General features: G+C 70.4%; 13 protein-coding genes. 8 read left to right on the forward strand and 5 right to left on the reverse strand.

Annotation, left to right across the window (positions count from 1 at the left end):
- Positions 1-18: 18 nt before the first annotated feature.
- Positions 19-246, reverse strand: coding sequence for an RNA-binding S4 domain-containing protein (locus MK786_RS06240; protein WP_241111376.1), 228 nt, complete (start codon positions 244-246; stop codon positions 19-21).
- Positions 247-361: 115 nt separating this feature from the next.
- Here MK786_RS06240 and MK786_RS06245 point away from each other — a divergent pair, with 115 nt between their 5' ends.
- The 3 genes from MK786_RS06245 (at position 362) to MK786_RS06255 (ending at position 3,501) form a co-directional block, all read left to right on the forward strand.
- A complete protein-coding gene (locus MK786_RS06245) occupies positions 362-1,165 on the forward strand; it encodes an N-formylglutamate amidohydrolase (protein ID WP_241111377.1) in 804 nt (267 codons plus the stop codon).
- A complete protein-coding gene (locus MK786_RS06250) occupies positions 1,162-2,370 on the forward strand; it encodes a tyrosine/phenylalanine carboxypeptidase domain-containing protein (protein WP_241111378.1) in 1,209 nt (402 codons plus the stop codon). The genes MK786_RS06245 and MK786_RS06250 overlap by 4 nt, the downstream gene beginning before the upstream one ends.
- Positions 2,371-2,457: 87 nt before the next feature.
- Complete coding sequence (locus MK786_RS06255; protein WP_241111379.1) at positions 2,458-3,501, forward strand: glutathione synthetase; 1,044 nt, start codon at positions 2,458-2,460, stop codon at positions 3,499-3,501.
- A gap of 36 nt (positions 3,502-3,537) precedes the next feature.
- Here MK786_RS06255 and MK786_RS06260 read toward each other — a convergent pair whose 3' ends face one another.
- Together MK786_RS06260 and MK786_RS06265 are read right to left on the reverse strand one after the other, a co-directional pair.
- On the reverse strand, positions 3,538-4,455 hold the full coding sequence (locus MK786_RS06260) for a serine hydrolase (protein ID WP_241111380.1): 918 nt from the start codon (positions 4,453-4,455) through the stop codon (positions 3,538-3,540).
- Between the two features lie 66 nt (positions 4,456-4,521).
- The gene (locus MK786_RS06265; RefSeq protein ID WP_241111381.1) at positions 4,522-6,486 is read right to left on the reverse strand and encodes a M13 family metallopeptidase; all 1,965 of its coding nucleotides are present in this window, start codon (positions 6,484-6,486) and stop codon (positions 4,522-4,524) included.
- A gap of 114 nt (positions 6,487-6,600) precedes the next feature.
- Here MK786_RS06265 and MK786_RS06270 point away from each other — a divergent pair, with 114 nt between their 5' ends.
- Positions 6,601-7,926: an MATE family efflux transporter gene (locus MK786_RS06270; protein WP_374200436.1), complete on the forward strand. Its 1,326-nt coding sequence runs from the start codon at positions 6,601-6,603 to the stop codon at positions 7,924-7,926.
- 23 nt (positions 7,927-7,949) lie between these two features.
- On the opposite strand, the gene MK786_RS06275 is transcribed toward MK786_RS06270, so the two are convergent.
- Positions 7,950-8,585, reverse strand: a complete 636-nt coding sequence (locus MK786_RS06275; RefSeq protein WP_241111382.1) for a TrmH family RNA methyltransferase — start codon at positions 8,583-8,585, stop codon at positions 7,950-7,952.
- 70 nt (positions 8,586-8,655) lie between these two features.
- Here MK786_RS06275 and MK786_RS06280 point away from each other — a divergent pair, with 70 nt between their 5' ends.
- Both MK786_RS06280 and MK786_RS06285 read left to right on the forward strand, forming a co-directional pair.
- The gene (locus tag MK786_RS06280) at positions 8,656-9,993 is read left to right on the forward strand and encodes an Nramp family divalent metal transporter (protein WP_374200438.1); all 1,338 of its coding nucleotides are present in this window, start codon (positions 8,656-8,658) and stop codon (positions 9,991-9,993) included.
- Between the two features lie 23 nt (positions 9,994-10,016).
- Positions 10,017-10,655 carry a metal-dependent transcriptional regulator gene (locus MK786_RS06285; protein ID WP_241111383.1) on the forward strand — a complete coding sequence of 213 codons (639 nt, stop codon included), beginning with the start codon at positions 10,017-10,019 and terminating at the stop codon, positions 10,653-10,655.
- Here MK786_RS06285 and MK786_RS06290 read toward each other — a convergent pair.
- A complete protein-coding gene (locus tag MK786_RS06290; RefSeq protein ID WP_241111384.1) occupies positions 10,645-11,595 on the reverse strand; it encodes an SDR family NAD(P)-dependent oxidoreductase in 951 nt (316 codons plus the stop codon). The two genes, MK786_RS06285 and MK786_RS06290, sit on opposite strands and share 11 nt — an antisense overlap.
- Positions 11,596-11,633: 38 nt before the next feature.
- Here MK786_RS06290 and MK786_RS06295 point away from each other — a divergent pair, with 38 nt between their 5' ends.
- Positions 11,634-12,443, forward strand: coding sequence for an HAD-IIA family hydrolase (locus MK786_RS06295; protein WP_191764668.1), 810 nt, complete (start codon positions 11,634-11,636; stop codon positions 12,441-12,443).
- A 51-nt stretch (positions 12,444-12,494) separates the two neighbouring features.
- Entirely contained in the window at positions 12,495-13,070 is a 576-nt protein-coding gene (locus tag MK786_RS06300) for a YdeI family protein (RefSeq protein WP_241111385.1), read from the forward strand.
- Positions 13,071-13,149: the final 79 nt, after the last annotated feature.

A 13,149-nucleotide genomic window follows, 5' to 3' on the forward strand; every position in this document is an offset into this window, starting at 1 on the left:
CTCCCCGACCGTCTGCCGTCACGGGCGGACGCGATACCGACGGCCCTCGAAGCCGACGACGTCGCCGTGCTGCAACTGGCGCCCGCGGCGGCGATCGACCTCGCCGTTCACCGACACGAAGCCGTCGATGATGGCTTCTTTGACGTCGCCGCCCGAGTCCAGCACCCCGGCGAACTTCAGGAACTGCCCCAGGCGAATGCCGTCGCTGCCGATCGACACGTCGTCGATCGGGCCCGGATTGGTCATGTCGGAATGCTAACCGACGCGCAGCCGCCGACGCCGTGCGCTCCCCCGTGGCCCATGTGCGCCGCTTCTGTCAAGCGCTTGTGACCCGGACAGCCACGCGGCGACACTGAAACCCATGACCCAGACGGAACGACCGCCGTTCGAGTTCTTCGGCCAGTGGGACGGCCAGTTCGTGGCGACCGCGATCCACAACGGCCACGACGTGCGCCCGGACCTCGCCGCCGAGTTCGCCCTGCCCGAGCCGGATCGGCTGCGTGAGGAGGACCCGCACACCGACCGGATCGGCGCTCTCATCCCCGCCCGCGTCGTCGTGAACCGGTCGCGCTTCGAGGTCGATCTCAACCGCGCCCGTGACGAGGCCGTCTACCGCTCGTCGGAAGACGCCTGGGGACTCGAGATCCTGCGGCACCCGCCGCTGGCAGACGACCTCGTCTCGGGTTCGCTCGACGTCTACGACTCCTTCTACGCCGAGCTCGGCAGGCGCCTCGACGAGGTGGCGGCGCGAGGCCCGTTCGTCGTGTTCGACGTCCACTCCTACAACCACCGGCGCGACGGCGCCGACGGCGACCCGGCACCGGCCGAAGAGAACCCCGAGGTCAATGTCGGCACCGGCTCGCTGGACCGCGAGCGGTTCGGCGGAGTCGTGGATGCCTTCATCGACGCCCTTCATGGCGCGCACACCTCGACCGGCCCCCTGGATGTCCGCGAGAACGTGCGCTTCCGCGGGCGCCAGCTCGCCGCGTGGACGCATGCCCGCTATCCGGACCGAGCGGTGGTGCTCGCGCTCGAGTTCAAGAAGACCTTCATGGACGAGTGGTCCGGCGAGGCCGACTTCGGCCGCGTCGACGAGCTCGCGCGTGCTCTGGCGGAGACGGTGCCGGCGGTGGAGGCATCCCTCCGCGGTCTGGTGAGCACATGACGACAGACCATCCGAGCGAGGCCGTCGGGCCGGAGACGAGCGCGATCGAAGCGGGGGCGTTCTCGCCCGCCGATCTCGCGGCCGATCACGCCATGGCCTCCTTGGCCGGCACGGTTCGGTTCCTCCTCGAGATGACGCCCGTGAACGCCGACGAGGCGCGGGCCGCATTCCTCACCGACCCGCAGACCGATCCGGTGTTCGAGTACCGCGACCTCGACGTGGATCCCGACGTGCTCGATGCCCAGGTCGCCGCGATTCCGCTGGACTCCGTGACGGACGCCACCCTCGCCACGCTGCTCGCGAACCGGCACCGCGAGATGATCCTCCGTGTCGAGATGCTGCGTGCACGCGACACCGCCGACTTCCTGCAGCTCTCGATCGCCCACTACGGCCCGGTGCTGCCGGCCCTCGTGCAGCGTGCGGAGGACCTTCTGGAGCACCTTCCGCGCGGACGCTTGGAGTACGACTCGGTGGATGCCGCGGCCTTTCTCGCCGCAGCCGAGGCGGAGATCGACCACTACCGGTCGATCGACCCCGACGTCGGAATCCACGCGGAGATCCGCGACGACGTGTCGGGCGTGCTCGTCGAGGGCGACACGCTCCTCATCTCGCACAATGCGTCGGTCGCCGGCGCGCGCGTCAACGCGCTCCTTCAGCACGAGGTGGGCACGCACCTCGTCACTCAGGTGAACGGTTCGGCACAGCCGATCCGCATGATGGGCTCGGGCCTCGCCCACTATGACGAGACACAGGAGGGTTTGGCGGTGCTCGCCGAGATCGCGTGCGGCGGCCTCACCGTCGCTCGGCTCCGACAACTCGCCGCCCGCGTCGTCGCGGTGCACTCGATGGTCGGCGGCGCGAGCTTCGTCGAGACGCACCGCGTGCTCACCGGCTACGGGCTCCCGGCCGGCAGCGCGTACACCGTCGCAATGCGCGTGTACCGCGCAGGCGGCTTCACGAAGGACGCGATCTACCTGCGCGGGCTTCTCGCGCTCCTGGAGCACGTGGCGGGCGGCGGCTCGCTCGACCTTCTGTTCCTGGGCAAGTTCTCGCTCGAGGATCTTCCGCTCGTCGAAGACCTCGCGCAGCGCGGGCTGCTCGTCCCCGCCAAGATCACACCGCGCTACCTCGCCGACCCTGCGGCCGGCGACCGGCTGCGGGATGCCGCCCGAGCAGACGACCTGCTCGCCCTGGTCAACGCGTAGTGTCCAGCGTGATGACGGTGTCACCCCGCCGGTCACGATCCATACACTCGGCCTCACCACCGGGCGCCGTCGAGAAGGGGGAGAACAATGAAGATCGGTTTCGTCGTGAACGACATCGCCACAGAGAAGCCGGAGTACACCACGACCCGGCTGGCGATGGCCGCCACCAAGCTGGGGCACGAGGTTTTCCTCCTCGGGCAGCGCGACTTCGGGTACGAGCCGGACGGCTCGCTGTGGGCGTACGTCGCCACACCCGAGCACAGCAAGGCCTACCGCTCGCTCGAACGGTACCTCGAAGACGTGCAGGGCGCGACGCGCACCCGCGTGGGCATCGACGACCTGGATGTCGCCATGCTTCGCGCCGACCCGGCCACCGACGCGCTGGAGAGTCCGTGGACGAACACCGCGGGACTTGCGTTCGGCCGGATGCTCGCCGAGAACGGCGTGCTCGTGGTCAACGAGCCGCGTTCGCTCGCCGAGGCGATGTCGAAGGCGTACTTCCAGTACTTCCCCGAGGCGGTGCGGCCCCGCACGATGATCTCCCGCGACGAGGATCGGGTGCGCGAGTTCATCGCAGAGCTCGGCGGTCGCGCCGTGCTCAAGCCGCTGCAGGGCTCCGGCGGCTCCGGCGTGTTCCTGGTGAACATGAAGGAGGAGCCCAACATCACCCAGATCGTCGAGGCCATCTCGCGAGACGGCTACGTCGTCGCCCAGGAGTACCTGCCGGCGGCGACCGACGGCGACGTGCGGATGTTCGTCATGAACGGCCAGCCACTCGAGGTCGACGGCGCGTACGCCGCCTTCCGACGGCGGCCGGGCGAGACCGACGTGCGGTCGAACATGTCGGCGGGCGGGAAGGCGGAGGCCGTGAAGGTCACCGACGAGATGCTGCAGCTGGTCGAAGCCGTGCGGCCGAAGCTCGTCGCCGACGGGCTGTTCCTCGTCGGCCTCGACATCGTCGGCGACAAGCTCATGGAGGTGAACGTCTTCTCGCCGGGCGGCCTCGGCTCGTGCGCGACGCTCTACGGGATGGACTTCGCCGCCGCGGTCATCGACGATCTCGAGCGCAAGCTCGCGATCCGCGAGCACTACGGCTCGGAGCTGCTGAACATTCAGCTCGCGACCATGTGACGCGACAGGGCACGGCATGCCGGCACCCGCACCCGGTCAGAACACGTACTCCATCAGTTCGAGGCCCAGCGTGCGGAACGCCTCGTGCGCCCGCATGCGGTGGTAGATCGACAGGTCGTCGAAGCACACGATCAGCGCGTACGAGACACCGGCGCGAGGACCCGCCAGCACCCCCGCTTCCACGCGGATGCCGGCATCCCTCCCGGTCTTGTTGATGAAGAGCAGCCCGTGCTCGTCGTTCTCGTGCGAGAACGGGTCGAGCCCCGTCGCCGACGCCACGAGCGACAGGTCGTGGTTCAGACTCAGCCACTCGGCGACCTGCGCGCTCACGCTCGCCGACACGACCTGCGAGTTGACGAGCGCCGCGAACACCTCGGCGAGCTCGCGTGCCGACCCGAGCGCGAAATGCGGCGCGTCGTCGGGCCCGCGCGCGTCGCGGAAGCGGTCGAGCAGGGCGGACCGCGACAAGCCCATCCGCTCGATGCGCGCACGCACTGCAGAGATGCCCACCCGCGCCAGCAGCGCGTTGGCGGCGAGCGCGTCACCCGTCGATGCCGTCAGCACCGCGAGGTCGGACAGCGGCAGCGCCGGGGCCTTCAGATGCTGCCAGACGCCGCCGACCGTGACCGGCTCGACGTACGAGCGGTCGATGATCTCGAGCGGATCGAGCGTGCCGGCCTCGAAGCCGGCGGCCACCTCGATGAGCAGCGGAACCACCCCGAGACCCGCCACCGGCAGGGTGACGAAGTCGTCACCCGCCAGCACGGAGCCACCCCGGTCGAGATCGGTGATGCGCACCGAGATCTTCGCGCCGGATGCGGCGAGATCGTCGAGCGCCTTGAGCGTCGACGTGAATGATCGGCGTCCGACCGCCGCCCTCCTCGGCGGTCTTCTGCTGGTGCTTCGTCGCGCCCCCCGCAGCGACTCGGCATCCCTTCTGGGCTCAGTGCCCACGGGTGGGTTCCTTCCAGTGGATTCGGGTGGGTGAGTACGCGTCCCCAGGACGCGCACGGGTACATCTCACCAGATCGTGACGCGCTGCCCCTCGTCGAGCCAGAGCGCGTCGGATTCGGTCACGCCGAACGCGTCGTAGAACGCGTCGATGTTGCGCACGATCTGATTGCAGCGGAACTCGTTCGGCGAGTGCGGGTCGACCGTCAGCAGGCGGATGGTCTCGGCGTCCCGCCCCTTCTGCTGCCAGATCTGGGCCCAGCTCAGCAACAGGCGCTGCACGCCGGTGTACCCGTCGATCACGGGCGCCTCCTCGCCGCCGAGCGAGAGCTCGTAGGCCTTGAGGGCGATGCCGAGGCCGCCCAGATCGCCGATGTTCTCGCCGATCGTCAGCGCCCCGTTGACCTTGTGGTCGCCGTCGAGTCCTTCGGGAGACAGCTCGTCGTACTGCGCGATGAGGTTCTTGGTGCGCTCTTCGAATGCCGCGCGGTCGTCGTCGGTCCACCAGTCCCGCAGCGACCCGTCGCCGTCGAAGCGGCTGCCCTGGTCGTCGAAGCCGTGGCCGATCTCGTGGCCGATCACCGCTCCGATGCCGCCGTAGTTGGCGGCCGCATCGCGGTCCGACTCGAAGAACGGGTACTGCAGGATCGCCGCGGGGAACACGATCTCGTTCATCAGCGGGTTGTAGTACGCGTTGACCGTCTGCGGCGTCATGTACCACTCCTCGCGGTCGATCGGCTGCCCGACCTTCGCGAGCTGGCGGTCGTGCTCCCACACGTGGGCGCGACGCACATTGCCGACGAGGTCGGTGGCGTCGATCTCGAGCGACGAGTAGTCCTTCCACTTGACCGGGTAGCCGATCTTGGGCGTGAACGCGTCGAGCTTCGCGAGCGCGCGCTCGCGGGTCTCGGGCGTCATCCACTCCAGGTCGGTGATCGACTGGCGGTAGGCCTCGATGAGGTTCGCGACCAGCTCGTCCATTGCGGTCTTCGACGCCGGCGGGAAGTGCCGCTCGACGTAGACGCGTCCGATCGCCTCACCCAGCGCCGCCTCGGCGAGCGCGACGCCGCGCTTCCACCGCTCGCGGTTGACGGGCACGCCGGTGAGCTGGGTGCCGTAGAACGCGAAGTTCTCGTCGACGAACTCGTCGGACAGGAATGCCGCCGAGCCGTGCACGATCGACCAGCGCAGCCACGCCTTCCAGTCGTCGAGCCGCTCGTCGGTCAGGAGCGCGCCGAGGCCCTCGAGGAAACTCGGCTGGTAGACGTTGGCTTCGGCGAACGCGTCGGGGTGCGCCGGGGCGATCCCCTCGAGCCACGGAGCCAGGTCGAGCCCGGCGAGCGTCTCCACGTCGGCCCACGGCTTCAGGTTGTAGGTGGCGACCGCGTCGCGGCTGCGCACGTTGTCCCAGTGGTGGGTGGCGAGCTCGGTCTCGAGCGCGAAGATGCGATCAGCGGATGCCGCAGCCTCGGCCACGCCGGCCAGCTCGAGCATCTTCTGCACGTGCGCGCGGAACGCGGCGCGCGTCGCCTCGAAGTTCTCGAGGCGGTAGTAGCTCTCGTCAGGAAGCGACAGGCCGCCCTGGATGATGAACGGCACGTAGCGCTGCGGGTTGCCGGGGTCGGGCTCGATGTAGAGGTGCACGACACCCGCGACCCCGTCGCGCTCGAGCTCGCCCACGGTGCGCAGGAACGAGGCGATCGAGTCGATCTCGTCGACCCGCGCCAGCTGGTCGGCGAGGGGCGCGGCGCCGAGGCCGGCGATGCGCTCGGTGTCCATGAAGCTCGTATAGAAGTCGCCGATCTTGCGGGCCTCGGTACCCGGCTCGGCCGTCTGCGACTCCTCGACGATCGCGTGGACGTCTTTCTCGGCCTGCTCGGCGATGAGGTGGAACGAGCCCCAGCGTGCCTTGTCTTCGGGGATCTCGGTGCGTTCGAGCCACGCGCCGTTGACGTGACGGAAGAGGTCGTCCTGCGGGCGGATCTCAGCGCTGAGCTCGTCGAGCGCGAGACCGGATCGGGGGGCGTCGGTCATGCGTTCCACAATATGCGCCCTCGCCCCCAGGGAGAGTTGTTCACAGAACCAATCCGGGCTGTGACCGCATTGTGATGACCGGCCGGCGTCGCCGGGCGCACCTAGGCTCGAGGGGTGACGAGCCTGCCCGACACGCTGAACCGCGACATCCTGCGGCTCGCGGTCCCCGCGCTGGGCGCCCTCGTGGCCGAGCCCCTGTTCCTGATCGTCGACTCCGCCCTGGTGGGTCACCTCGGGATCACGCCGCTCGCGGGCCTCGGCATCGCGTCGGCGGTGCTGCAGACGATCGTCGGGCTCATGGTGTTCCTGGCGTACTCGACGACGCCGGCCGTGGCACGGCGGTTCGGCGCCGGCGACCCGTCGCGCGCCGTATCCGTCGGCATCGACGGCATGTGGCTCGCGCTCGGCATCGGTGGCGTGCTCGCCCTGATCGGCTATGTCGCGACGCCTTTCCTCGTCGGGCTGTTCGGAGCGACGCCGCTCGTCTCCGAGCAGGCCGAGATCTACCTCGGCATCTCGATGTGGGGCCTTCCGGCCATGCTCATCGTGTTCGCTGCGACCGGTCTGCTGCGCGGCATGCAGGACACCGTGACGCCGCTGTGGATCGCCGGAATCGGGTTCGCCGCCAACGCCCTGCTCAATTGGCTGTTCATCTACGGCGTCGGGTGGGGCATCGCCGGGTCGGCGGTCGGGACCGTCCTCGCGCAGTGGGGGATGGTGGCCGCGTACGTTCTGGTCGTCGCCCGGCTCGCTCGGCGGCACGCGGCATCCGTCCGCCCTCATCGCGAAGGGGTGCGCGGGTCGGCGCGCTCCGGCGGCTGGCTGTTCCTGCGCACGGTGTCGCTGCGCGTCGCCCTCCTCGCGACGGTCGCGGTCGCGACGGCGCTCGGCACCGGCGAGCTGGCCGGCTGGCAGGTCGCCTTCACGATCTTCTCGACCGCCGCGTTCGCGCTCGACGCGCTGGCGATCGCCGCGCAGGCGCTCATCGGCAAGGGCCTCGGTGCCGAAGACCGTCCGATGGTGAAGCGCGTGCTCGCCCGCACACTGGCATGGGGCGCCTGGTTCGGCCTCATCGTAGGCGGCGTGATCGGTGCGTTCTCGGGCGTGATCGGGCTGGTGTTCACCGGCGACCCGCAGATCGCCGCGCTCGTTCAGCCTGCGCTGATCGTGCTCGCCGTGGCGCAGCCGATCTGCGGCGTCGTCTTCGTGCTCGACGGCGTGCTCATCGGCGCTGGCGATGCGCGGTACCTCGCCCTCGCCGGCGTGCTCAACCTCGTGCCGTATGCTCCCGCGCTCGTTCTCATCGGGTTGCTCCAGCCGCACGGCGCCGCGGGCCTGGCCTGGCTGTCGGTCGCGTTCTTCGGCGTGTACATGCTGGCCCGCCTCGCCACGCTCGGCTGGCGGGTGCGCGGCACGGCCTGGATGGCGATCCCCGCCTGACCGGACCCGCGCTCAGCCGCGGCTCACGCCCAGCGGCGGCACCACTCGTACATGACGACGGCCCCCGCCGCGCTGGCGTTGATCGACCGGGTCGACCCGTACTGGGTGATCTCGACGACGGCGGATGCCGCGGCCACCGCCTCGGGCGACAGCCCCGGCCCCTCCTGTCCGAAGAGCAGCACGCAGCGTTCCGGCAGGTCGGCGCGGTCGAGCGGCACCGATCCGGCGACGTTGTCGATCGCGATCACCGGGAGCGATGCGGCATCCGCCCACTCCGTGAACGCGGCCACGCTCTCATGATGACGCACGTGCTGGTACCGGTCGGTGACCATCGCCCCGCGCCGGTTCCAGCGACGCCGGCCCACGATGTGCACCTCGGCCGCGAGGAACGCATTGGCGCTGCGCACGATCGAGCCGATGTTCATGTCGTGCTGCCAGTTCTCGATCGCGACATGGAAGCCGTGCCGTCGCTGATCGAGGTCTGCCACGATCGCGTCCATGGTCCAGTAGCGGTACGCGTCGATCACGTTGCGGGCGTCGCCGTGGGCGAGCAGCTCGGGGTCGTAGCGCGGATCGTCGGGCCAGGCCTCCGACCCGCCGGGCCACGGCCCGACCCCTACCGGCAGTGTCGGCTCGGGGGCGTCGTCGGGGGCGGTCACCGGCTCAGGTTATCCGCCGTACGCAGTGCAAGCGCTTTTCGGTCGACCGAAACCGGAGTATGGTTTCGGCATGCCGAAAAGTCTCGTCGACGTCGACCGGATGCCCCCGCTCACGCCCGCGCGGGCGGGCGGCGCGCCCACGACCCGTCGGGCGGCGTGGCTGATCGGTCCCGCCCTCGTCGCCGGCGTCGCCTATCTCGACCCGGGCAACGTCGCCAGCAACATGACGGCCGGTGCCGTCTACGGCTACCTGCTGGTGTGGGTCGTGGTGCTCGGCAACGTGATGGCGTGGCTGATCCAGTACCTGTCGGCGAAGCTCGGAATCGTCACGGGGCAGAGCCTGCCCGAGACGCTCGGTCGCCGCATCCGCAACCCCTGGGGCCGCCGCGCCTACTGGCTGCAGGCCGAGCTCGTCGCGATGGCGACCGACATCGCCGAGGTCATCGGCGGCGCGGTCGCGCTCAATCTGCTGTTCGGAGTGCCGCTGCTCTGGGGCGGGCTGATCACCGGCGTCGTCTCGATCGTGCTGCTGCTCATCCAGTCGCGCCGGGGGGCGCGCACGTTCGAGTTCGTGGTCATCGGCCTCGTCGTCATCATCGCGATCGGCTTCACGTACGGGGTGTTCGTCGCTCCGCCCGACCCGGCCGGCGTCGTCGCAGGCCTCGTGCCGCGCTTCGAGGACACCGGCTCGGTGCTGCTGGCCGCGTCGATCCTCGGTGCGACGATCATGCCGCACGCGATCTACGCCCACTCGGCGCTCGCGCGCGACCGCTTCGCCCCCACCCTCCCCCGCAGCGGCGATGCGTCGCCCGGCCCCCGCATCGGGGCGCCGCTCGACGAGCTGCGCGGCATCGGCACCGCCCGCCTGCTGCGCGCGACCAAGTGGGACGTCACGATCGCGATGCTCATCGCCGGCACGGTGAACCTCTGCATCCTGCTGCTCGCGGCCGCGAACCTCGCCGGCGTCCCCGGCACCGACACCCTCGAGGGCGCGTACGCCGCACTCGACACCGGCCTCGGCCCCGCCGTCGCCACGCTCTTCGCCGTCGGCCTGCTCGCGAGCGGCCTGGCGTCGACCTCGGTCGGCGCGTACGCAGGAGCCGAGATCATGCACGGCCTGCTGCACATCCGGGTGCCCCTGCTCGCCCGCCGGCTGGTGACGCTGATCCCGGCGCTCATCATCCTCGCCGCGGGCATCGACCCCACGCTCGCGCTCGTGCTGAGCCAGGTCGTGCTGTCGTTCGGCATCCCCTTCGCGCTGATCCCGCTCGTCGCCCTCACCGCGAAGTCCGACGTCCTGGGGCGGTTCCGCAACCGCGCGCTGACGACGGTCGCGGGGGTCGCGGCATCCGTCTTCCTCATCGCGCTGAACGGGATCCTGCTGTGGCTGGTGCTCACGGGTTCGTGATGTCCCGCGGGTAGCCTGATCACGTGCCCTCCTCCCCCGCCATCGACGACTATCTGAAGACGATCTACCACCACACCGAGTGGCAGACCGATCGCATCACGCCGTCGCAGCTGGCGGCCGAGCTGGGGCTGGCGCCGTCGAGCGTCACCGAGATGGTTCAGAAGCTCGCCGCGCAGGATCTCGTCACCCATCGCCCGTACGGCCCCATCGCACTCACCGAGCCGGGCAGGCTGCGGGCGGCGGCGATCATCCGGCGCCACCGCCTGATCGAGACGTGGCTCGTGCGCGAGTTCGGGTACGCGTGGGACGAGGTGCACGATGAGGCCGAGGTGCTCGAGCACGCGATCAGTGACCGGCTGCTCGAGGGCATCGACGAGCGCCTCGGACGCCCGCGCTTCGATCCGCACGGAGACGCGATTCCGGACGCCGCCGGCGCGGTCGAGCGCGTCCCGTTCGTGCTGCTCGCCGCGGCACCGGTCGGTCACACCGGGCGCGTGCTGCGCGTGAGCGACCGCGACCCCGATGTGCTGCGGGCCGTCGAGGCGGCCGGTGTCGAGGTGGGCGCCGATGCGACGGTGACGGATGCCGCGACCCTCCGCATCGGCGACGTCGACGTCGCGCTTCCGGCGGCCGCGGCCGACGCCGTCTGGCTCAGCGCCTGACGACCGTCTCGAAGGGCCAGCGCACGCCGGTCGCCTCCTCGGCTGCGCGCCAGAGCCGCGCCGCGACCTCTGCGTCGAGCGTGATGCGCGCCGCTCGCTGCCGGCGGGGCTCGCCACGCGCGACCGTGCGCGGCCCCCAGAACTCGCCGCCCTCGACGTCGGGATCGACGAGGGCGCGCACGAGCGACCATGCGCCGTGCTCCTTCGACTGGGCGATCGCGGCCTGCAGGTTGTCGCGGAACCTCTTCGCCCGTGTCGGCGCGTTGACGCCCGCGATGCCGGGCGTGCGCCCGCTGGTCGAGTAGCCCGGATGCGCGACCACGCTGTCGACGGGAACGCCCGCCGCCCGCAGACGGCGGTCCGCCTCGAATCCCAGCGCCGTCGTCGCGATCTTCGACTGCACGTACGCGCGCCAGGCCGAGTATCCCTCGACGAGCTGCGGATCGACCGGGTCGTATGGGGTCAGCGACGTCGACATGCTGCCGACCCACACCATGCGGCCCGACCGGTCGGCGAGCGGCCGCAGCAGCTCGCCGGCGAGCGCGAAGTGACCCAGTGCGTTGGTGGCCAGAACGAGCTCGTGCCCGTCCACCGTCATCTGACGCTCCTTCGGCGCGTGCACGATCCCGGCGTTGAGCAGCACGCCGTCCAGGCCGCCCTTGCCGCGGATGCTCGCGGCCGCCGAGCGCACCGATCCGAGGTTGCTCGTGTCGAGGACGAGCGTCTCCGTGGCGCCGGGCGCGGCATCGGGAACCCGTCGCCGCACCGCCGCGCGTGCAGCGGCGAGCCGGTTCGGGTGCCGGCCGGTCATGTAGACGCGGGCTCCGGCGCCGACGAGCTGCTCGGACGCGAAGAAGCCGAGGCCCGCGTTCGAACCCGTCACGAGATATGCGCGACCGGAGAGGTCGGGCAGGTGTCGGGGGTCCCACGTCGTGCGCACGACTCCGACCATATCCCCGCGACCCCTAGGCTGGGCGCATGCGGACCCGCGCCGAGATCGAATGCTGGCTGACCGACATGGACGGGGTCCTCGTCCATGAGAACACGCCGATTCCGGGGGCGTCGCAGCTGCTGCAGCAGTGGCGCGACACCGGCACACCGTTCCTCGTCCTGACCAACAACTCGATCTTCACGCCGCGCGATCTGTCGGCCCGGCTGCGGGCCTCCGGGCTCCTCGTTCCCGAGGAGTCCATCTGGACCTCTGCGCTCGCCACCGCCGACTTCCTCAAGTCGCAGATGCCCGGCGGGACCGCCTTCGTGATCGGCGAAGCCGGACTCACCACCGCCCTCCACGAGGCCGGGTTCATCATGACCGAGACCGAGCCGGACTACGTGGTCGTCGGCGAGACGCGCAACTACTCGTTCGAGGCGATCACGAAGGCGATCCGGTTCATCGGCGCCGGCGCCCGGTTCATCGCGACCAACCCCGACGCGACCGGCCCGTCGACCGACGGGGTGCTGCCGGCCACCGGTGCGATCTCGGCGCTGATCACGAAGGCGACCGGCATGGAGCCGTACGTCGTCGGCAAGCCGAACCCGATGATGTTCCGCTCCGCGATGAACCGCCTCGGCGCGCACTCCGAGAACACCGGCATGATCGGCGACCGCATGGACACCGACGTGGTCGCCGGCATCGAGGCCGGCCTCCACACCGTGCTCGTACTCACCGGCATCAGCGACCCGGCCGAGATCCAGCGGTATCCGTTCCGCCCCGACGAGGTGCTCGACTCGGTCGCCGACCTGCTCGCCGAGCACCCCGTCGAGGCCGAGGAGACCGACATCCTCTGATCGGCCCGATGCGGACACCTGGCGTCCGCATCGGCCGATAGGGTCGCGGACATGGGAGCACTCGACGACGGCGAGAAGGTGGAGGCGGCGGATGCCGCGACCTGGCGCGCGTGGCTCGAGGCCCACCATCGCACCTCGAAGGGCGCCTGGCTCGTGCGTGCGCGGCGCGGGTCGGGCCTGACGTTCGTCGAGTACGAGGACGCCATCCGGCAGGCGCTGTGCTTCGGGTGGATCGACGGTCCGGTGCGCAGCTTCGACGAGCTGCGGGGCGGCCTGTGGTTCGCGCCGCGCCGGCCGTCGAGCGGGTGGGCAGCCACCAACAAGGCACGTCTCATCGAACTCGAGGCAGCAGGGCTCATGACGGAGGCGGGCCTGCGCGCGGCAGAGGTCGCGAAGCAGAACGGCGCCTGGACGGTGTTCGACAACGCCGAGGCGATGATCGAGCCCGACGACCTGGCCGCCGCGCTCGACGCCCAGCCCGAGGCCCGGGAGAAGTGGGACGCGTTCCCCCCGTCGGCCCGCAAGATGGGCATCGGTTCGGTCGACTCGGCGCGGCGACCCGAGACCCGCGCGACGCGCATCGCCAAGATCGTGGCGGACGCCGCTGCAGACAGGAGACCCCGATGACGGAGCTCGAGCAGACTCTTCTCTTCGCCGGCACCGCCATCGTGCTGGCGGGCACGCTGATCGTCTTCGTCTGGCAGTG

It is taken from the genome of Microbacterium sp. CFH 31415 (assembly GCF_022538185.1).
In the GTDB taxonomy this organism is placed as follows: Bacteria; Actinomycetota; Actinomycetes; order Actinomycetales; family Microbacteriaceae; genus Microbacterium.